Source organism: Shewanella schlegeliana (assembly GCF_016765635.1).
Taxonomy (GTDB): Bacteria; Pseudomonadota; Gammaproteobacteria; order Enterobacterales; family Shewanellaceae; genus Shewanella; species Shewanella schlegeliana.
Genome location: NZ_JAESVD010000018.1, coordinates 1 through 19,539, shown reverse-complemented (window position 1 = coordinate 19,539; position 19,539 = coordinate 1). Strand labels below are relative to the sequence as shown.

At 44.4% G+C, this 19,539-nt stretch carries 28 protein-coding genes and 1 rRNA gene; 23 read left to right on the top strand and 6 right to left on the bottom strand.

All coding sequences use genetic code 11. The annotated features are described in order from the left end of the window. Positions 1-147: 147 nt before the first annotated feature. The 17 genes from rplN to rplQ all read left to right on the top strand — a co-directional run bounded on the left by rplN (position 148) and on the right by rplQ (position 8,645). On the top strand, positions 148-516 hold the full coding sequence (gene rplN / locus JMA39_RS20785) for a 50S ribosomal protein L14 (protein ID WP_011863976.1): 369 nt from the start codon (positions 148-150) through the stop codon (positions 514-516). An 11-nt stretch (positions 517-527) separates the two neighbouring features. Further along, entirely contained in the window at positions 528-842 is a 315-nt protein-coding gene (gene rplX / locus JMA39_RS20780; RefSeq protein WP_012153465.1) for a 50S ribosomal protein L24, read from the top strand. A 13-nt stretch (positions 843-855) separates the two neighbouring features. Next, complete coding sequence (gene rplE / locus JMA39_RS20775) at positions 856-1,395, top strand: 50S ribosomal protein L5 (protein ID WP_202723798.1); 540 nt, start codon at positions 856-858, stop codon at positions 1,393-1,395. A gap of 10 nt (positions 1,396-1,405) precedes the next feature. Then, positions 1,406-1,711 carry a 30S ribosomal protein S14 gene (gene rpsN, locus JMA39_RS20770; protein WP_202723797.1) on the top strand — a complete coding sequence of 102 codons (306 nt, stop codon included), beginning with the start codon at positions 1,406-1,408 and terminating at the stop codon, positions 1,709-1,711. A 24-nt stretch (positions 1,712-1,735) separates the two neighbouring features. Further along, positions 1,736-2,128 carry a 30S ribosomal protein S8 gene (gene rpsH, locus JMA39_RS20765; RefSeq protein WP_202723796.1) on the top strand — a complete coding sequence of 131 codons (393 nt, stop codon included), beginning with the start codon at positions 1,736-1,738 and terminating at the stop codon, positions 2,126-2,128. A gap of 10 nt (positions 2,129-2,138) precedes the next feature. Beyond that, complete coding sequence (gene rplF, locus JMA39_RS20760) at positions 2,139-2,672, top strand: 50S ribosomal protein L6 (RefSeq protein WP_202723795.1); 534 nt, start codon at positions 2,139-2,141, stop codon at positions 2,670-2,672. Between the two features lie 11 nt (positions 2,673-2,683). Beyond that, positions 2,684-3,034, top strand: a complete 351-nt coding sequence (rplR, locus tag JMA39_RS20755) for a 50S ribosomal protein L18 (RefSeq protein ID WP_202287025.1) — start codon at positions 2,684-2,686, stop codon at positions 3,032-3,034. 13 nt (positions 3,035-3,047) lie between these two features. Beyond that, on the top strand, positions 3,048-3,554 hold the full coding sequence (rpsE, locus tag JMA39_RS20750; RefSeq protein WP_202723794.1) for a 30S ribosomal protein S5: 507 nt from the start codon (positions 3,048-3,050) through the stop codon (positions 3,552-3,554). 6 nt (positions 3,555-3,560) lie between these two features. Next, positions 3,561-3,746: a 50S ribosomal protein L30 gene (gene rpmD, locus JMA39_RS20745; RefSeq protein WP_020912153.1), complete on the top strand. Its 186-nt coding sequence runs from the start codon at positions 3,561-3,563 to the stop codon at positions 3,744-3,746. A 1-nt stretch (position 3,747) separates the two neighbouring features. Then, positions 3,748-4,182 (top strand): 50S ribosomal protein L15, encoded by a 435-nt coding sequence (gene rplO / locus JMA39_RS20740; protein ID WP_202723793.1) that lies wholly within the window; start codon positions 3,748-3,750, stop codon positions 4,180-4,182. Positions 4,183-4,189: 7 nt separating this feature from the next. Next, a complete protein-coding gene (gene secY, locus JMA39_RS20735) occupies positions 4,190-5,530 on the top strand; it encodes a preprotein translocase subunit SecY (protein ID WP_012279168.1) in 1,341 nt (446 codons plus the stop codon). A gap of 23 nt (positions 5,531-5,553) precedes the next feature. Further along, positions 5,554-5,667, top strand: a complete 114-nt coding sequence (rpmJ, locus tag JMA39_RS20730; protein WP_006083579.1) for a 50S ribosomal protein L36 — start codon at positions 5,554-5,556, stop codon at positions 5,665-5,667. A 112-nt stretch (positions 5,668-5,779) separates the two neighbouring features. Beyond that, positions 5,780-6,136: a 30S ribosomal protein S13 gene (gene rpsM, locus JMA39_RS20725; RefSeq protein ID WP_028767960.1), complete on the top strand. Its 357-nt coding sequence runs from the start codon at positions 5,780-5,782 to the stop codon at positions 6,134-6,136. 14 nt (positions 6,137-6,150) lie between these two features. Then, a complete protein-coding gene (gene rpsK, locus JMA39_RS20720; RefSeq protein ID WP_012144629.1) occupies positions 6,151-6,543 on the top strand; it encodes a 30S ribosomal protein S11 in 393 nt (130 codons plus the stop codon). Between the two features lie 35 nt (positions 6,544-6,578). After that, positions 6,579-7,199, top strand: a complete 621-nt coding sequence (gene rpsD / locus JMA39_RS20715; protein ID WP_202723792.1) for a 30S ribosomal protein S4 — start codon at positions 6,579-6,581, stop codon at positions 7,197-7,199. 24 nt (positions 7,200-7,223) lie between these two features. Continuing rightward, complete coding sequence (locus JMA39_RS20710) at positions 7,224-8,213, top strand: DNA-directed RNA polymerase subunit alpha (RefSeq protein WP_028767958.1); 990 nt, start codon at positions 7,224-7,226, stop codon at positions 8,211-8,213. 39 nt (positions 8,214-8,252) lie between these two features. Continuing rightward, the gene (gene rplQ / locus JMA39_RS20705; RefSeq protein WP_028767957.1) at positions 8,253-8,645 is read left to right on the top strand and encodes a 50S ribosomal protein L17; all 393 of its coding nucleotides are present in this window, start codon (positions 8,253-8,255) and stop codon (positions 8,643-8,645) included. 1,252 nt (positions 8,646-9,897) lie between these two features. On the opposite strand, the gene ccmE is transcribed toward rplQ, so the two are convergent. The 5 genes from ccmE to ccmA are packed head-to-tail and all read right to left on the bottom strand — an operon-like array spanning position 9,898 to position 12,678. Further along, positions 9,898-10,386 carry a cytochrome c maturation protein CcmE gene (gene ccmE / locus JMA39_RS20700; RefSeq protein WP_202723791.1) on the bottom strand — a complete coding sequence of 163 codons (489 nt, stop codon included), beginning with the start codon at positions 10,384-10,386 and terminating at the stop codon, positions 9,898-9,900. Between the two features lie 3 nt (positions 10,387-10,389). Next, positions 10,390-10,584 (bottom strand): heme exporter protein CcmD, encoded by a 195-nt coding sequence (gene ccmD / locus JMA39_RS20695; protein WP_202723790.1) that lies wholly within the window; start codon positions 10,582-10,584, stop codon positions 10,390-10,392. Then, positions 10,584-11,330: a heme ABC transporter permease CcmC gene (ccmC, locus tag JMA39_RS20690; RefSeq protein ID WP_202723789.1), complete on the bottom strand. Its 747-nt coding sequence runs from the start codon at positions 11,328-11,330 to the stop codon at positions 10,584-10,586. Before ccmC ends, ccmD begins: the two co-directional genes overlap by 1 nt. 1 nt (position 11,331) lies before the next feature. Next, a complete protein-coding gene (ccmB, locus tag JMA39_RS20685; RefSeq protein ID WP_202723788.1) occupies positions 11,332-12,018 on the bottom strand; it encodes a heme exporter protein CcmB in 687 nt (228 codons plus the stop codon). 9 nt (positions 12,019-12,027) lie between these two features. Further along, complete coding sequence (gene ccmA / locus JMA39_RS20680; protein WP_202723787.1) at positions 12,028-12,678, bottom strand: cytochrome c biogenesis heme-transporting ATPase CcmA; 651 nt, start codon at positions 12,676-12,678, stop codon at positions 12,028-12,030. A gap of 320 nt (positions 12,679-12,998) precedes the next feature. Between ccmA and JMA39_RS20675 the strand changes: the two genes are divergently transcribed. After that, positions 12,999-13,292, top strand: a complete 294-nt coding sequence (locus JMA39_RS20675) for a c-type cytochrome (protein ID WP_202723786.1) — start codon at positions 12,999-13,001, stop codon at positions 13,290-13,292. A 257-nt stretch (positions 13,293-13,549) separates the two neighbouring features. Here the strand turns inward: JMA39_RS20675 and ccmI are convergent, their stop codons facing one another. Beyond that, complete coding sequence (ccmI, locus tag JMA39_RS20670; RefSeq protein ID WP_202723785.1) at positions 13,550-14,803, bottom strand: c-type cytochrome biogenesis protein CcmI; 1,254 nt, start codon at positions 14,801-14,803, stop codon at positions 13,550-13,552. Between the two features lie 431 nt (positions 14,804-15,234). Between ccmI and JMA39_RS20665 the strand changes: the two genes are divergently transcribed. From JMA39_RS20665 to JMA39_RS20645, 5 genes are all read left to right on the top strand, one after another. Continuing rightward, a complete protein-coding gene (locus JMA39_RS20665) occupies positions 15,235-17,214 on the top strand; it encodes a heme lyase CcmF/NrfE family subunit (protein WP_202723784.1) in 1,980 nt (659 codons plus the stop codon). 16 nt (positions 17,215-17,230) lie between these two features. Continuing rightward, complete coding sequence (locus tag JMA39_RS20660; RefSeq protein ID WP_202723783.1) at positions 17,231-17,785, top strand: DsbE family thiol:disulfide interchange protein; 555 nt, start codon at positions 17,231-17,233, stop codon at positions 17,783-17,785. Positions 17,786-17,796: 11 nt separating this feature from the next. After that, positions 17,797-18,264: a heme lyase NrfEFG subunit NrfF gene (gene nrfF, locus JMA39_RS20655; protein WP_202723814.1), complete on the top strand. Its 468-nt coding sequence runs from the start codon at positions 17,797-17,799 to the stop codon at positions 18,262-18,264. Continuing rightward, entirely contained in the window at positions 18,261-18,857 is a 597-nt protein-coding gene (locus tag JMA39_RS20650) for a TlpA disulfide reductase family protein (protein ID WP_202723782.1), read from the top strand. The genes nrfF and JMA39_RS20650 overlap by 4 nt, the downstream gene beginning before the upstream one ends. 566 nt (positions 18,858-19,423) lie before the next feature. Continuing rightward, a 16S ribosomal RNA gene (locus JMA39_RS20645) occupies positions 19,424-19,539 on the top strand; the annotation flags it as partial.

Below are 19,539 nucleotides of genomic sequence, written 5' to 3'. Positions count from 1 at the left end.
AGTTGGGGCCGTTTTTATTTTTAGTACTATCTATTCCTATTTATAGGTGTTACACTTGCGCGCCAATTTTGACTAAATTAAAGTCAGGATTAGGGTGAAATGTAGCCCCTTTGTGGGATTGTAAGTAACGATAGCGGAGCACTTAAAATGATCCAAATGCAATCGACTCTAGAAGTCGCCTGTAACAGTGGCGCTCGTAGAGTTCAGTGTATTAAGGTCTTGGGTGGCTCTCATCGTCGTTATGCCGGTATCGGCGACGTCATCAAGGTTTCTGTAAAAGAAGCAATTCCTCGCGGTAAAGCGAAGAAAGGTGATGTATATAACGCGGTGGTAGTCCGTACTAAGAAAGGCGTACGTCGTCCAGACGGTTCTGTCATTCGCTTCGATCGGAACGCAGCGGTATTGCTTAACGCAAACCTTGCACCGATTGGTACTCGTATCTTTGGACCTGTGACACGTGAACTGCGTACTGAGCAGTTTATGAAGATTGTGTCATTGGCACCAGAAGTACTGTAAGGAGCTTCAAAATGGCAGCTAAAATACGTCGTCAAGACGAAGTAATTGTACTAGCAGGTAAAGACCAGGGTAAACGCGGTAAGGTTTCTCAGGTTCTTCCAACTGGTAAATTAATTGTAGAAGGTATTAACCTTGTCAAGAAACACCAAAAGCCAAACCCACAATTGGGCGTAGCTGGCGGTATTGTTGAGCAAGAAGCACCGATACAAGCATCAAACGTAGCGATTTTCAACTCTGCCACTGGCAAAGCTGATCGCGTTGGTTTCCGATTTGAAGACGGCAAAAAAGTCCGTTTCTTTAAGTCGAACAGTGAACTCGTTAAGTAATTTGGAGTAAACGATGGCGAAACTGCATGATAAATACAAAGAGACTGTTAGTCCTGAACTTGCTAAAAAGTTCGGTTTTACCAGTGTCATGCAAGTCCCTCGGATTGAAAAGATCACCCTTAATATGGGTGTTGGCGAAGCAGTAGCAGATAAGAAAGTTATGGAGCATGCGCTTCGTGACATGACTGCTATCGCTGGTCAAAAGCCAGTAGTGACTGTAGCTCGTAAGTCAGTTGCTGGTTTCAAAATCCGTGAAGGCTACCCAATCGGCTGTAAGGTTACACTGCGCGGTGAGCGTATGTGGGAATTCTTAGAGCGTTTAGTTGATATCGCGATCCCGCGTATTCGTGACTTCCGTGGTTTGAGCGCTAAGTCGTTCGACGGCCGTGGTAACTATGCGATGGGTGTACGTGAGCAGATTATCTTCCCAGAGATCCAATACGATAAAATCGATAAGATCCGCGGTATGGATATCGTAATCACTACTACTGCGAAGAATGACGAAGAAGGCCGAGCTCTGCTCGAAGGCTTTAACTTCCCATTCAAGAAATAAGGGTAGCGTAATGGCAAAAAGTTCAATGAAAGCACGTGAAGCAAAGCGTGCACAGCTCGTAGCTAAGTTCGCTGAAAAGCGCGCTGCACTTAAAGCTATCATTAGCAGTCCAGCTTCTTCTGATGAAGATCGTTGGGATGCAGTACTTAAGTTACAAGCTCTACCACGTGACTCTAGCGCAGCGCGTCAGCGCAATCGTTGTAGTCAAACTGGTCGCCCACATGGTTTCCTACGTAAGTTCGGCCTTAGCCGTATCAAGTTACGTGAAGCAACTATGCGCGGTGAAGTTCCTGGTCTTCGCAAGGCCAGCTGGTAAGCACTTGTCACGGAGTAAGCTAATATGAGCATGCAAGATCCTATTGCGGATATGTTAACACGTATTCGTAACGGCCAAGCTGCTAAACACGTATCTGTGAAGATGCCTTCTGCTAAGCTTAAAATCGCTATCGCGAAAATGCTTAAAGAAGAAGGTTATATCACTGACTACGCCGTAGCAGATGAAGCCAAGCCTGAATTGGAAATCACTTTAAAGTATTTCCAAGGTCAGCCAGTCGTTGAGACTATCCAGCGCGTTAGCCGTCCTGGTCTTCGTATTTACAAAGGTAAAAACGATCTACCAAAGGTTATGGGCGGACTGGGTGTCGCTATCGTGTCCACTTCTAAAGGTTTGATGACTGATCGTACTGCCCGCCAAAATGGCATGGGTGGGGAAGTTATCTGCTACGTAGCATAAGGAGCTAGCAATGTCTCGTGTCGCAAAAGCACCAGTCGCTATCCCTGCAGGCGTAGAAGTGACTTTAAACGAACAAACTATCACCGTAAAAGGTACTAAAGGTAGTTTGACTCGAGTTATTAACCAAGCGGTTAGTCTTGTTGTTGAAGGCGCTGAAATCAAGTTTGGTCCAGTTGAAGGCGTTACTAACGCTTGGGCTCAAGCGGGTACAGCACGCGCTCTAGTAAACAACATGGTTATCGGTGTATCAGAAGGTTTTGAAAAGAAGCTTCAGTTAATTGGTGTTGGTTACCGTGCGAAGATCGCTGGTAACGGCGTTGATTTGACTTTAGGTTTCTCACATCCTTTAGTACACGAACTACCCGCAGGCGTAACAGCAGAATGTCCTAGCCAAACTGAAATCGTACTTAAGGGTACTGATAAGCAGTTAATTGGTCAGGTTGCTGCTGAGATTCGCGGTTACCGTCCACCAGAGCCTTACAAAGGTAAAGGTGTTCGCTATGCTGACGAACAAGTACGCCGTAAAGAGGCTAAGAAGAAGTAAGGTAATACGATATGGATAAGAAAACATCTCGCTTACGCCGCGCACTACGCGCCCGTAAGAAGATCCAAGAGCTGGGCGTTAATCGTCTGGTTGTACATCGTACACCACGTCACACTTACGCTCAGGTCATTAGCCCTGAAAACGTAGTGTTGGCGGCAGCTTCTACTGCTGAAAAAGCGGTATCAGAGCAGCTAAAGTACACAGGTAACGTAGATGCAGCTAAAGTAGTGGGTAAAACCGTTGCTGAGCGCGCTATCGAAAAAGGCGTAGCTGTAGTTGCATTCGATCGTTCCGGCTTCAAGTATCACGGACGCGTTGCTGCATTAGCAGACGCTGCTCGTGAAGCTGGCCTCAAGTTCTAAGGAATGATGAAAAATGGCTAAATTTGAAGCTCAACAGCAAAAAGACGATCTGCAAGAGAAATTAGTTGCAGTAAATCGTGTTTCTAAAGTAGTTAAAGGCGGACGTATCTTTAGCTTCACTGCACTAACTGTAGTGGGTGATGGTAACGGTAAAGTTGGCTATGGCTATGGTAAAGCGCGTGAAGTACCAGCAGCAATTCAGAAAGCAATGGAAAAGGCTCGCCGTAACATTGTAAACGTTGAATTGAACAATGGTACTTTGCACCACCCTGTAAAGGGTCGTCACACTGGTTCTCGTGTTTACATGCAGCCAGCCTCTGACGGTACCGGTATTATTGCCGGTGGCGCAATGCGTGCCGTATTGGAAGTAGCAGGCGTTCATAACGTTCTGTCAAAAGCATACGGTTCTACTAACCCGATCAACATCGTACGTGCAACTGTAGATGCGTTGGTGAACATGAAGTCACCATCACAAATCGCAGCTAAGCGTGGCCTGAATGTTGATGAAATTCGAGGTTAATGCACCATGGCTACTAAAACACTTAAAGTAACTCAGACCAAAAGTTCAATCGGCCGCTTACCAAAGCACCGTGCAACTTTGACTGGTCTAGGTCTACGCCGCATTAATCACACTGTTGAACTAGAAGATACTCCTTCTGTTCGCGGTATGATTAACAAGGTTTACTACATGGTTTCGGTGGAGGAAGTATAAGATGCGTCTAAATACTCTATCACCTGCTGCAGGTGCTAAATCAGCAGCTAAGCGTGTAGGTCGCGGTATCGGTTCAGGCCTAGGTAAAACTGCAGGTCGTGGTCACAAAGGTCAGAAGTCTCGTTCTGGCGGCGGTGTTCGCGTAGGTTTCGAGGGTGGTCAGATGCCACTTAAGATCCGTCTACCTAAGTTCGGTTTTACCTCACGCACTGCGTTGGTATCAGCTGAAATTCGCGTTGGCGAATTAGCTAAAGTTAACGGTGATGTTATCGACCTAAATGCGCTGAAAGATGCGAATCTAGTTACTCGCAACATACAGTTTGCTAAAATCGTTCTTTCAGGTACCATTGAGCGCCCAGTGACCGTAAAAGGTCTTAAGGTAACCAAAGGTGCACGTGCAGCTATTGAAGCTGCCGGTGGCAAGATCGAGGAATAATACGTCGATGGCAAAACCAGGACTTGATTTAAAAAGCGCGAAGGGCGGTTTATCAGAATTGAAAACCCGCCTCCTGTTCGTGATTGGTGCAATTATCGTCTTTAGAGCCGGTTCGTTTGTACCAATTCCTGGTATTGACGCTGCTGTACTAGCAGAGCTGTTTAATCAGCAAAAGGGTACCATCTTAGGCATGTTTAACATGTTCTCTGGTGGTGCTCTTGAACGTGCCTCTATCTTTGCATTAGGTATCATGCCGTATATTTCGGCATCGATCATTATGCAGTTGTTGACTGTGGTTCATCCCGCACTTGCTGAATTGAAAAAAGAAGGCGAGTCAGGACGAAAGAAGATCAGTCAATATACTCGATACGGCACATTGGTCCTGGGTACGTTCCAGGCAATCGGTATCGCAACAGGTTTACCAAACTTAGTTCCAGGGTTAGTTGTTAACCTAGGATTTAGTTTCTACTTCGTTGCTGTAGTGAGCTTAGTGACAGGAACAATGTTCCTTATGTGGCTAGGTGAGCAAATTACCGAAAGAGGCATAGGTAACGGTATCTCGATTCTTATTTTCGCAGGTATTGTTGCTGGTCTGCCATCTGCTATCGGTCAAACGGCCGAGCAGGCGCGTCAAGGCGACTTGAATGTACTAGTATTGTTGTTGCTGGCAGTGATTGTTTTCGCTGTCACTTATTTTGTGGTATTCGTTGAGCGTGGACAACGTCGTATCGTTGTAAACTATGCAAAGCGTCAGCAAGGCCGTAAGGTGTTTGCAGCGCAGAGCACTCACTTACCACTTAAGCTAAATATGGCTGGTGTTATCCCGCCTATTTTTGCGTCCAGCATCATTTTGTTCCCAGGCACACTGGCTCAGTGGTTTGGTCAAAATGAGTCCATGTCATGGTTAAGTGATTTTTCACTTGCTGTGTCACCAGGACAACCGCTGTACTCATTGCTATATGCAACAGCTATTATTTTCTTCTGTTTCTTCTATACTGCGTTGGTGTTTAACCCTCGCGAAACAGCAGACAACCTGAAGAAGAGTGGTGCGTTCATTCCCGGGATTCGTCCTGGAGAACAGACTTCGCGTTACATTGATAAAGTTATGACTCGCCTGACATTAGCTGGTGCGTTGTATATTACCTTTATCTGCTTAATTCCGGAGTTCATGTTAATTGCGTGGAAAGTACAGTTCTATTTTGGCGGTACTTCACTACTAATTATGGTAGTCGTAATCATGGACTTCATGGCTCAGGTTCAGACCCATATGATGTCTCATCAGTATGAGTCTGTAATGAAGAAAGCTAACTTAGTAAACAAAGCGAACTTAGATCGCTTTGGTCGCTAAGATAGTAATCTCGGAGTGTTGAAATGAAAGTTCGAGCTTCCGTGAAGAAGATCTGCCGTAACTGCAAGATCGTAAAGCGTAGTGGCGTTGTACGTGTGATTTGTGTTGAACCTAAACACAAACAGCGTCAAGGCTAAAAAAATTGGCCAGCCCAGTCCGGGCTGGTCAAAAATATTATTTGCTAAATTGTCGTCTGTCGAGTATCCTACCGGGCTTTTCACAGATGACCTTTAACTTAAGGAGTGCATAGTGGCCCGTATCGCTGGCATTAACATTCCTGATCAAAAGCATACAGTCATTGCATTGACTGCTATCTACGGCATCGGTCGTACTCGCGCACAAGCTATTTGCGCGGCTACTTCAATTGCTGAAGACGCTAAGATCAAGGAATTGAGCGAAGCTCAAATCGATAGTCTACGCGAAGAAGTCGCCAACTACATTGTAGAAGGTGATTTACGTCGTGAAGTTTCCATGAACATCAAGCGTCTTATGGACCTTGGTTGTTACCGTGGCCTTCGCCATCGTCGTAGCCTTCCCCTTCGTGGGCAACGTACTAAGACCAATGCGCGTACGCGTAAAGGTCCACGTAAACCAATTAGAAAGTAACGGGGTAAACCAAAATGGCTAAAGTTCCGTCACGTTCTCCGCGTAAGCGTGTACGTAAACAGGTTGCTGATGGTATGGCGCATATCCATGCGTCTTTCAACAACACAATTATTACCATTACAGATCGTCAAGGTAACGCACTATCTTGGGCAACTTCTGGTGGTTCAGGTTTCCGTGGTTCACGTAAATCTACCCCATTTGCTGCACAGGTTGCTGCTGAGCGTGCAGGTGTTGCTGCTCAGGACTACGGTGTTAAAAACCTAGAAGTTTTTGTGAAGGGTCCAGGTCCAGGACGCGAATCAGCGATTCGTGCACTAAACTCGGTTGGTTACAAGATAACTAACATTACCGATGTGACGCCTATCCCTCATAATGGTTGTCGTCCTCCTAAGAAACGTCGCGTTTAATTCGTCGTTTTTAATAGGATAGTTGGAGAAAGAACATGGCAAGATACTTGGGTCCAAAGCTCAAGCTTACCCGCAGAGAAGGTACTGACCTTTTCCTAAAGAGCGGAGTGAGAGCAATCGATTCGAAGTGTAAGCTTGAAACTGCACCTGGACAACACGGCGCTCGTAAGACCCGTTTGTCTGAGTATGGTGTTCAGCTACGCGAGAAACAAAAAGTTCGTCGTATTTATGGTGTGCTAGAAAAGCAATTCCGTAACTACTACAAAGATGCTGCACGTACTAAAGGTAACACTGGTGAAAACCTACTTACTCTTTTAGAAACCCGTCTTGATAACGTAGTTTATCGCATGGGCTTTGGTGCAACACGCGCTGAATCACGTCAGCTAGTTAGCCATAAGTCAATTATGGTTAATGGTAGCGTCGTTAACATTCCATCATTCAAAGTGTCTGCGAATGATGTAGTGAGCGTTCGTGAAAAGTCACGCACTCAAGCTCGTATTAAAGCGGCTTTAGAAGTGTCGGCTCAACGCGAAAAGCCAACATGGGTTGAAGTTGACAACACTAAGATGGAAGGTGCTTTCAAGCGTATTCCTGAGCGTAGTGATTTGTCTGCGGAAATTAACGAACAGCTGATCGTCGAACTTTACTCTAAGTAAGGTTAAAACAAAAGAGAGGACACAATGCAGGGTTCTGTTACAGAATTTCTTAAACCGCGTCTCGTTGATATCGAGCAGGTTAATCCAACACGTGCCAAGGTTACACTGGAGCCGCTTGAGCGTGGTTTTGGTCACACTCTAGGTAACGCGTTGCGTCGTATCCTATTGTCGTCTATGCCAGGCTGCGCGGTTACCGAAGTAGAGATTGATGGTGTACTGCATGAATACAGTAGCAAGGAAGGCGTGCAAGAAGATATCCTTGAGATACTACTAAACCTTAAAGGTTTGGCTGTAGTTATCGAAGGGAAAGACGAAGCTATGCTTACGCTAAGTAAGTCAGGCGCAGGCCCTGTTACTGCAGCAGATATCACGCATGATGGTGATGTTACTATCATGAATCCTGACCATGTTATCTGTCATTTGACAGGTAATAATGACGTCAGCATGCGTATCCGCGTAGAGCGTGGTCGTGGTTATGTACCGGCTTCTGCCCGTGCACAAACCGAAGACGATGATCGCCCTATCGGTCGTTTGTTGGTTGATTCTTCGTTCTCACCTGTTGCTCGCATTGCATACAATGTTGAAGCTGCTCGTGTTGAACAGCGTACAGACTTAGACAAACTCGTTATCGATATGACCACTAATGGTACTATCGATCCTGAGGAAGCTATCCGTCGTTCAGCGACCATCCTAGCCGAACAGCTAGATGCGTTTGTTGAGTTACGTGATGTGACTGAGACTGCACCAGTAGAAGAGAAGCCGGAGTTCGATCCGATTCTGTTGCGTCCTGTCGACGATTTAGAGCTAACTGTACGTTCAGCCAACTGTTTGAAGGCTGAAGCGATTCATTACATCGGCGATCTGGTACAACGCACTGAAGTTGAGCTGCTTAAGACTCCTAACTTAGGTAAGAAATCTCTTACTGAAATTAAGGATGTGTTAGCGTCTCGCGGACTGTCGTTAGGTATGCGTCTTGAAAACTGGCCTCCAGCTAGTTTAGCAGACGACCTTTAAGTCCAGATTAGTACAGATATAGGTAATAAGGATTAGGTCATGCGCCATCGTAAGAGTGGTCGTCAACTGAACCGTAACAGCAGTCATCGCCAAGCTATGTTCCGTAACATGGCTTGCTCAATAGTTCGTCACGAAGTGATCAAAACTACTGTAGCTAAAGCGAAAGAACTGCGTCGCGTAGTTGAACCTCTAATAACACTTGCTAAGAGTGATAGCGTTGCAAATCGCCGTTTGGCATTTGCTCGTACTCGCGACGCTGAAGTCGTTGGTAAGTTATTTACTGAATTGGGTCCACGTTTCCAGGAACGTCCTGGTGGATATACCCGTATTCTTAAGTGCGGTCTACGTACTGGTGACAAAGCGCCTATGGCGTATATTGAACTAGTAGGTCGTCCAGAAGCAGCAGTAGCTGTTGAAGACACTGCAGAGTAAATAAGTCTTAGTTTTAAAAGGCCGAACATTAGTTCGGCCTTTTTTATGGCTCAAATTTAGGTCATAGTTTAACTTTAAGCTCCGTTCTTATCGGCTATATTTATTTGATCTTTCATCCCCTCATTGAGTTAGTTACTCCTACATACCCAAAGTGTGCCTTGCTTTAAAACTTGCCCCCTAGGCGATCATCGTCCTTGCCTTTTATGCTTGCAAAAAACTATCTACTTAATAAGCGATTCTAAGCTATCAGAATTTAGCCCCATTACTGAATCGACTTAGCGCGCTTCAAACAGGCAAATCTTTATACTAATCAGTATAAAGATTTGGTCGCTCAGCGAGAGTTTAGTGGCACTGAGACAAGGTCAATAATTGCTCCTTCATTAATGATATTCGCAGCATCCATGCTGCTCGAAACGAGTGAAGAGCATAGTTATTCTCCGGTTAAGCTCGTTAACGCAGTTTCAGAGCAGCTAAAACTGGCCGCTCTGAGTAAATTCAACTTTTTATATTGATTGGTATTAGTGCAGCTTTGAGCAGTGCTGGTGATCCCTAGAGTCAATGAATAAGTTTTAGCGCGGGTAAAGATCTTGGGCACATATATCTCGAGAATGGCCTAAACAGTTCTATATTCATACAGTCGTTAAGGCTTCGCTTACAGCTATTAGGCTAGGATATTGGTCCAGTAATACTAACGGTAGCTGATACGCGAGAGGGCTGATGTATAGGTATAGCTAAGAGCTTTAGAAGTGTCTCTAGTGGCCTTATATTTCTAATCGGATCAATATGAGACTTGAGGCTGTTATATCGCAAAAACTTGTCTAATGACGAGGAGGGCAATATAGGTGAGCTGGTTTTTTTGGGGGGCCGTCTGTTTAAGTGGCTCATATTGCAATGCTACTGCAGTAAAGACTGCTTGTACGTGTGTTTAAAAGCGCTGGATAAGCTTAGTTTCGCATAACTTTGAAAATTAGTATAAGTGCTACGCTTCACCACAATCGGCTCAGAGCTTCATTCTGAGCGCTTGAAGCTATTTTGAGGTGGTTTGTTTGCCTTACAGTCAATATAAACACAAAATGTCTCGTCGAGGTGCACAGCGACTTAGAGAGCAAGCTTAAGTGCAAAGGCGAGGTTGGCAGAATAGTTAGACGATTACGATATGAATGTTTGATGATACTAAGCATATTGCATAACAAAGAAGTGAAAACAAAAAAGCCTTCGTTAAGAAGGCTTTTTAGATTAGAGCTATTTTGGCTTAGTAACCGCCAGATTTCTGCTCTTGGTTATAGTCTAACTTCTCATGGGTTTGGCCCATAGCTTCAGCGACTTCTGGTGGCATGTAGTTCTCGTCGTGCTTAGCAAGAACTTCAGTGGCTTCTAGTACTCCAGGCTTAGCTAGAACCCCTTGAGCAACGATACCTTGTCCTTCACGGAAAAGATCTGGTAGTAGATCGTCATAAGTTACGATGATCTCGCCGCCAGCAGCATCATGAACAGCAAACTCCACATGTAAGCTGTTAGGATCGCGTACCATTGAACCAACAGTTACCATCCCGCCAACACGGATACGTTGGCCAATCTCTGGCATAACACCAGTATCTTTCTTACCCTGTACAATTTCAGTAGGAGTAAAGAACAGGTTTAAGTTTGAATTTAACGCATACAATAGCAAAGAAGCGATTGCTGCTACGCCACCAATCAAGGCTACAGCAAGGGTAAGGCGTTTCTTTCGTCTTGGATTCACTATTTATTTACTCCGAGTTTCTTTAAGGCGTTCTTCTCGCTGAATCTTCTTCGCGATTTCGACTAACACCTTACGTTTCTGTCTAGCGCTAAGGACAACTAAAGTTCCTAGCGAAAAAAAGGTTACACCATAAGCTAGCCATACATAAAATCCGTAGCCGCCCATGTTGATAAATTCACTTATTGAGTCGAACTGCATTATTTGACCCCCTGTTTCTTAGCAAGTTCACGAACCCATGGACGCATGCCATTTCGTGCTAAAATTTCTGATCTAAATCTCACTAATGTAATTGCACCAATCATCACACCGAAGCCTAGAATGTTAATAAGTAATGGGTATAGCATCTCAGTAGGCATTGATGACTTCTCAGTGATCTTAATTGTCGATGGCTGATGTAGCGAACTCCACCAATCAACTGAGTACTTGATAATTGGAATGTTGATGACACCAACAATCGCCAAAATACCTGCTGCGCGAGCCGCAAGCACTTTGTCTTCAAAAGAAGCATAAAGAGAAATAACGCCTAGGTATAAGAATAGAAGCACTAGTTCAGAGGTTAAACGTGCATCCCAAACCCACCAAGTTCCCCACATCGGCTTACCCCAAGTCGCACCAGTAATTAGTGCGATAAAGGTAATTACTGCACCAATCGGTGCAATAGCAGCAGCTGCCCAGTCTGCAGACTTAATCTGCCACACAAGGCCAATAAAAGATGATGTTGCCATTGCCATGTAGGCAGCCATAGACATCGATGCTGCAGGTACATGGATAAAGATGATGCGGTAGCTGTCACCCTGTTGATAGTCTGTTGGAGCGAAAACCAAGCCCCAAACAGTTCCAATACCAATAAGCGAGATGGCAAGCATGGCAAACCAAGGAAGTAGGGTGCCTGAGAGTTTGTAGGCGCGTTCAGGATCCGCGTATGGATGTAACCATTTCCACATTTTAGTTAGTACTCACTCGTAAGGATGCACCAATTGCAAAAGGTGCTAATGTTAATGAACCGACCAACATAGCGCCAATAATAGCGAGTTGACCATCATAGGGTAAATTCATACCAGCAGCATCGATGGCACTGGTAGCGAAAATCAATACTGGAATATATAAAGGCAGAATAAGTAGGCTTAACAATACTCCTCCTTTACGTAATCCCACTGTCAAAGCTACACCAATCGCGCCTAATAGGCTCAGTACCGGAGTACCTAGCGCTAGTGTTGCCATTAATGCGCCGTAACTATTACCATCTAAATGTAATAACACTGCTAATAAAGGTGCCACTAAAATTAAAGGTACGCCAGTCAAAATCCAATGTGCCAACACTTTAGCCAGAACCATTAGAGGCAATGGTTGTGGGCTTAGCAACATTTGTTCAAGGCTACCGTCGGCATAGTCGGCCTTAAACAAGCGTTCAAGAGACAACATGGATGCCAATAGTGCCGCCACCCAGATAATGCCAGGTGCGACACGGGTTAACACTTGTGGCTCGGGGCCAATACCAAGTGGAAATAGAGTCACCACCAGGACAAAAAATAACAGCGGATTAAAAATATCACCGCGATGACGTACAGCAATTTGCAGATCTCGCTTTAATAGCGTGCTAAAAGCCTTGGTATAACTGATACCTTTTTTCATTGCCAAACCTTATACGAAGCGATAATCGAGACGAATTTTACGTAAGATATCATCACCAATCACACCCATATCCTGATGTGTGGTTAATATTACGCATCCACCTCGCTTTGCATGGGCTAAAAATAGGTGCTCAAGCTCTTCTACGCCTTTTTTGTCGATCGCAGTAAAAGGCTCATCGAGAAGCCAGATTTTACAATTTGTATGCCAAAGCCGGGCAAGCGCAGTACGCCTATGCTGACCTGCAGACAAGTGTCCTGCTAGCGCTTCTTCGAAACCTGAGAGATTTACTTTCGATAGGATCTGACGGGCATCGAAGTCATCATACCCACTGATCCTTAAATTGAAGTTAAGATTTTCCTCTGCCGTTAACTCACTTTTAACACCTGCAAGGTGGCCAAGATACAATAACGCGTCATTGTATTCGTCACGACAACGATTAATGTCTTCACCCTTGAAGCTGATGTGTCCTGCATAGGGACGAGATAAACCCGCGATAATCCGCAAAAGACTTGTTTTGCCTGCGCCGTTCGGGCCTTCAATTTGGACGATTTCACCTTCGGTAATTTCGAAGCTAAGTTCGTCAAATAAAATGCGTTCTTCCCTGATGCAGGTTAAGTTATTAGCTGATACCAGTGTTGTTGCTTTTGATTGTTCTACCACTGAGCCCTCTATATCAAGCTGTATGAAAACACAAGAGATACTAACACATACGCTTTCAAGCGTTTAGTCTTGCTTATCGCAAAGTGTCAGCAATTTGATGTAGTTCGAATATTGTGTATTTTCTATGAACTTTTTAAACATTTGCTAATATATTAACCTTTTTGCGAACTATGTCTTGTGAAAACCGCATTGACGCGATTAATATCACAAAAAGATGCCATTTGTTGAACTTTGTAGTAACCTAGCCGAGCTAGAATAAGTCTGCCAATTATTTGAGGGCAGCGTGAGCTTTGTTAGAATTTGCATTAGGAACGTATAAGATGAAAAAATTATTAGCACTGACTGCAGTGGCAGCTATGACTCTGTCTACAAGCGCACTTGCTCAAGATGGTAAAGCTGTATATGACAAGGCATGTCAAGTTTGTCACAGCATGGGTGTTGCTGGTGCGCCAAAGTCACATGACGCAGCTGCATGGGAACCACGCCTAGCTAAAGGTATGCCTGCTCTAGTGTCTTCTGTTAAGTCTGGCCTAAACGCAATGCCACCAGGTGGTATGTGTACAGATTGCTCTGATGAAGATTACACCAAAGCAATTGAATATATGTCTAAGTAATATTAACTTGGCATCAAAAAACCGGCTGCTGCCGGTTTTTTTGTGTCAAATTTTCTAGCCACGGTTATTCAGCAATATTTGCAGGCTATTGAATGGATGCTGTTAGTGGTTACAGCGAGCAGGGTAGTAATAAGTTTCTAATTGCCAAGCCCTTGGTGGGGTTAAATATTGAAGGTTATCGGCAATACAGTCTTCATTGCTCGTGAATAGAGATAAAAAAACCGGCTAAAGCCGGCTTTTTCATCAATAGCTCAGTCTTACTGAACTTGAGTATCTAGCACTAGCTGGCCTGTGTCGCCAACTTTAACCATCGCAAGTTTACCTTGAATGTCACCAGCTTGCGCTCTTACGCTACCATGCTTAGATAGTACCGCGATGATTTCAACGGCTTTAGCATCGCTTAGCTTGGTATTGCCACCCATACCTGTACTGTCATCTAAGGTAATTGTCGCAGGTAAAGACTCCGCAGAGATCTTAGTTGCAGCAAGAGGTACTTTTGGACCTTCTGTTGAGCGAGCGAAGATAAATAGCATATCTGTGCTCGCCACTTTTGCTTGTAACTCTGGAGAGATAGAAACTTCAACTGTCACTGTTTTAGCCGTTGCATCAGACTTTACACTCTTATGAGCTTCATCATTAGGCATCATACCTTCAGATTGCATTCTCATTTTTGCGCTGTCGATAGCATTCATGATTGCACCGCGGTCAACGTCAGTGCGGTCGCTATCTAGAATTAACTGCCATGCATCAATTGCTTTTTTGTAATCCGCTGTGAAGAACGAATCCATACCCACTAACAATAGTGTAGAAGGATCTTCTGGATCTAAGCTTAATGCTTGGTCAACAAGTGCTTGAACCGTTGGTGTCATCTTCTGGTTAGAACGGTAGTAAAGTGCAGTTGCTTTAGGACCTAGTAACTCCGCATGCACACCAACAAGATCCATTGTCTTATCGAATGCTTTGATAGCATCGTCATAACGGTTTGCTGAGATGTACGCGTGGCCTAGGCTGAACCATAGCTGGCTGTTTTCAGGCTCGGCATTGGCTTGTGCTTCCATCATCTCGACACGCTGAGACATGATCTGCTCATTAGTCATGCCTTGGTGTGGATCGTTTGCCGTCATTGGTTGATCTAGGTTCTTGTAAGCACCCAAAGTTGAGTACATGTAGCCACAGACACCGATAACAACGACAGACATAACTGACGGCCACAAGATGCTTTTTGGCTTTAGTTTGTTAACTAAAGACTCGTCATCACCTTGCTTCATATCCTGAAGTAAGCTGATTTCAAGCTCTTTCTTTAGAGCATCGAACTCTTGCTGATCAAGAAGATCTTCTTGAAGTTCTTTTTCTAAAGTCGCGAGTCGCTCGTTGAATAATTCAAGGTTGGTGCCCTCACGTACTTTGGCGTCTTCAGTTCTCAGCATGCGCTGCTGACGGAAGTGTGGGAACCAAATCAGCACTAGGCTAACCAGCAAAAATGAGGCTATTAAAATCCAGAATGTGGTCATTATGTCTATTTCACTTTAGTTTGCGAAAAAGCGGATTCACCGCTGAACTAGGGATAAGATTATACGGAAAGATTATTCATTGAACAGTAATATAACCTGAAATACTCTAAGTTGAGTCCTTGTTCACAGATTGATTCTATTTGTAAAATTTCTCGAAACTTAGGGGAACTTTGTTTGTCAGACCTTAACATTCGACCGAATCCGCTCAGTATACGGTGGAGTGTGACATGCAACTGTTTATGTGTGTTTGTTAATAAGATAGGGGAAGAATGAGACAGGTCACCCATATTTGTACGAAATAGGCAGACATTAACAATAGCAAATACTAAACTGAGCTAAAATTTGTACCTTTTAATAGTGTTAATTGTAAACACGTATGCGATGATTCAGCGAAAGCTTAATCAAGCATGGTTTAGGACTGAGGAAAACCCATGATCCCAGAATTAGGACACTTTTCGCTGATTATCGGCTTGGCATTCGCCATGCTGTTAGCCATCGTTCCTTTAGTAGGTGTAGCACGTAAAGACCAATACCTAGTGCGCTATGCGTGGCCACTAAGTTACGGAATGTTCTTCTTTATTCTCTTCTCTGTTGTCGCTCTTGGCTATAGCTTTGCTGTCGATGACTTCTCTGTTGCTTATGTAGCACATCACTCCAACTCAGAACTGCCAATCTTCTTCAAGATTGCTGCCGTGTGGGGGGGTCATGAAGGTTCATTATTATTCTGGGTATTCTCATTAGCGGCTTGGGCTGCTGCTGTAGCACTGTTTAGTAAAGGTTTAGAAGAAGTCTTTACTGCTCGAGTACTGTCAATACTGGCGATGATCCTTATCGGCTTTACGCTGTTTATGTTGCTAACATCAAGCCCATTTGCACGTTTATTTCCAATTCCGATGGAAGGGCGCGATCTTAACCCAATGTTGCAAGACGTTGGTTTGATTTTCCACCCACCAATGCTTTACCTTGGTTATGTAGGTTTTGCGGTAAGCTTCGCTTTTGCTATTGCAGCACTAATGAGCGGTCGTCTTGACTCTGCTTGGGCTCGTTGGAGCCGTCCTTGGACACTAGCGGCTTGGGTATTCCTTACTGGTGGTATCTCACTTGGTTCTTGGTGGGCATACTACGAACTCGGTTGGGGTGGTTGGTGGTTCTGGGATCCAGTAGAGAACGCTTCTTTCATGCCTTGGTTGATTGGTACAGCTTTACTCCACTCTGTGATCGTAACGGAGAAGCGTGGCGCATTCCGTAACTGGACCGTTCTACTTTCAATCTTTGCCTTCTCATTAAGCTTACTTGGTACCTTTATTGTTCGTTCTGGCGTGTTAACTTCAGTTCACTCGTTCGCAGCGGATCCAAGTCGAGGTATGTTCATCCTATTGCTACTTGGTTTAGCCGTTGGTGGTTCACTCACACTATTTGCTTTCAGAGCAAGTGAGATGCGCAGCCCTGCACGTTTCGAATTGAAATCTAAAGAAACCATGATGCTGATATGTAACCTACTTCTAACGGTTGCATGCGGTACGGTATTACTAGGTACACTATATCCACTACTAATCGACGCATTAGGCATGGGTAAGATCTCTGTAGGACCTCCATACTTCAACGCAGTATTTGTTCCAATCGTTCTAGTTCTATTTGGCTTTATGGGCGTAGGCCCGGTTATTCGCTGGAAAAAGTCTAAAGCAGGTGAAATGAAGCGTCAGCTAATCGTTCCTGCAGTGATTGCTGCGGTAGCTGGTTTAGCTGCGCCTTTCCTAGCCGATGGTCAATTTAACATTTGGGTTGTATTCGGTATTGGTATGGCAGTATGGGTCGCTTTGATGACATTCCGTGCTGCATACAACATCGTTAAGACTAAAGATGGCTCTATTGATTTAACCCGTCTTGGACGCAGCCAGTTGGGTATGATTATCGCTCACCTTGGTATTGCCGTATCAGTTGTTGGTGCCACTATGGTATCTAACTACTCGTTAGAGAAGAGTGTTCGTATGGGCCCAGGTATCTCTCATGAGCTAGCGGGTTACACCTTTAACTATGTGGAAACCAAGAACGTTGTTGGTCCTAACTACACGGCTCAACAAGGTCAAATCGAAGTCTATGAGGGTGATGATTACGTTACTCTACTAAGACCTGATCGTCGTCAATATAATGTTCGTACTATGGACATGACAGAGGCTGGTATTGATTGGGGTCTATTCCGAGATCTTTACGTGACAATGGGTGACCCAATTAGTCGTACAGAATACGCAGTGCGTATCAACTACAAGCCTTATGTTCGCTGGATCTGGTTTGGCTCTATCTTTATGATGGTCGGTGGTTTCTTCGCCGCATCAGATAAGCGCTATCGCGTAAAAGCTAAAAGTGCTGAAAAGACTGCAGCGAAAGAAGCGGACAAGTTAGCAACGGCTTAATTGGAACAGAGTAAATATGAAAAAGTTAGTATTATTTATTCCACTCGTCGTAGTTTTAGGTATGGGAGTGTTCCTTTATAAGGGACTCTTCCTTAACCCACAGCAACTCGACTCTGCTCTAGAAGGAAAGCCGATCCCGGCTTTCCAGTTAGAGGTTTTGGAAAAGTCAGGGGAAACCGTGACGAATGAAACGCTAAAAGGCAAGGTAGGTTTACTTAACGTATGGGCCACTTGGTGCCCATCATGTAAGTATGAACATCCTTTCTTGATGACCTTAGCGCGTAAAAATATTTTACCTATCTACGGTATCAACTACCGAGATGATCGCCCTCTTGCTATTCGTGAGTTGAGCCGTGAGGGTAACCCGTATGCGATCAATATCTATGACCATGACGGTCGCCTAGGTTTAGACCTTGGTGTATACGGTGCGCCGGAAAGTTTCTTGATCGATCATAAAGGTATTATTCGTTACCGTTATGCAGGACCAATTGATTCTCGCGTATGGAAAGAAACACTTTACCCTATGGTTCAACAGCTACAAGCTGAAGCGGCGAAGGATGGTGCATCGTGATTAAATCATTAATGAAGGGCTTTTCGGCTCTAGTGCTTCTACTAAGCATGGCATCTATCGTTAATGCTACACCTGTAGACACTTATGAATTTAAGTCTGTTGACAACCAAAAGCGCGCACTAAGCCTTGCTCACTCATTACGTTGTCCTCAGTGTCAAAACCAGAACCTAATCGACTCTAACTCTCCGGTAGCTCAAGATTTACGTTTAGAAGTCTACCAGATGGTTGATGAAGGTAAGGGCGATGACGAAATCGTTGAGTTTATGACGAGTCGTTACGGTGAGTTCGTATTATATAAGCCGAGAATGGAAGCTAAAACTTACGTTCTTTGGCTAGGTCCTATTGCCCTTCTATTATTTGGTGGCGTGATCGGTTTCTTCTTTATACGCAAGCAGCGTATAGCTGATGCGAACAATCAAGAGCTATCGAGTGAAGAACAGCAAGAGTTAGATCGTCTATTAAAGCGAGACGCTAAATGAGATCGACCATAGTGGGTCTAGTTGCAGCAACTATGTTGGTTGCTGCTGGGGCGCAGGCTTATCCGGGAATGGAAAAGCAAGCTGAACAACAGGTTCAGTCAAGTGTCGATCTTATTAGTGTTTTGCCAAAGCCTTTTCCGATTGAAGCTGTACCCTTTAAAGATAGTAAAGGTGAGGCTGTCGACTTTAGCCAGTATAAAGGTAAAGTCATCATGGTTAACATGTGGGCAACTTGGTGTCCTCCATGTGTAAGAGAATTACCGGCTATTAGTCGCTTCTCTGCTAAGATCGGATCGGATGACTTTGAAGTGCTACCTGTTTCTATCGATCTAGAAGGTAATAAGCAAGTAGAGCCATTCTTAAAGTCATTAGGTATGGAAGACTTCAATACCTATTATGATAAAGAGCAGAAACTGGGTCATGTGTTTCCTTTAGATACAATCCCAGCGACCTTTATCCTTAATAGGGAAGGTGAGCTAATCGCTTTCGTTCGTACCTTTGTTGATTGGGACGATGATAAAGCGGTGACACTTATTAAGGGGTTTCTTGCTGAACCTCAGTCATTAAATCAAGTCACAAAGAGCGCTGACTAGATTTAATAGCATTAATAATGATGAAAAGGGGCTTTTAGCCCCTTTTTTGTACGTATCGTCTGATAACTACGCGCTTGATTCGTAAAAGCTAATTTTATTGCAAAAGCCCCTTGCGCTCATCTCGAAACTCCCTATAATGCGCATCCACTGACACGGCACAGCAGGCCAACTACCTAGGTAGAAAGGGACTTGCAGCGGTGTTAGAGATTCGAAAATCGAAAGAGATTTGAATCTGGTGACAAGCGGTTTAAGGGCCTTCGGTGACGACTTCTGATTAAGAAATCAACGCTTGAAAAACTTCTTAAAATAAACGCTTGACGCCAACAACGGGAAGTGTAGAATACGCAGCCCTAGCCACTTGGAACGGTTCGCTAAGAACGCCAAGCAGGCAACGCTCTTTAACAATATGACAAGCAAATCTGTGTGGACACTCACAGAGATTAAGTTATTCGAAATTGTCTCTCACGAGGCAATCAAAAATTTACTTAATGAATGAGTGTTCATAGCAATATGTAATACAGAATTCGTTGAGCCGCTGACCCTTTCGAGGTGAAGCAAAAAAACTTTAATTGAAGAGTTTGATCATGGCTCAGATTGAACGCTGGCGGCAGGCCTAACACATGCAAGTCGAGCGGTAACACAAGGGAGCTTGCTCCTGAGGTGACGAGCGGCGGACGGGTGA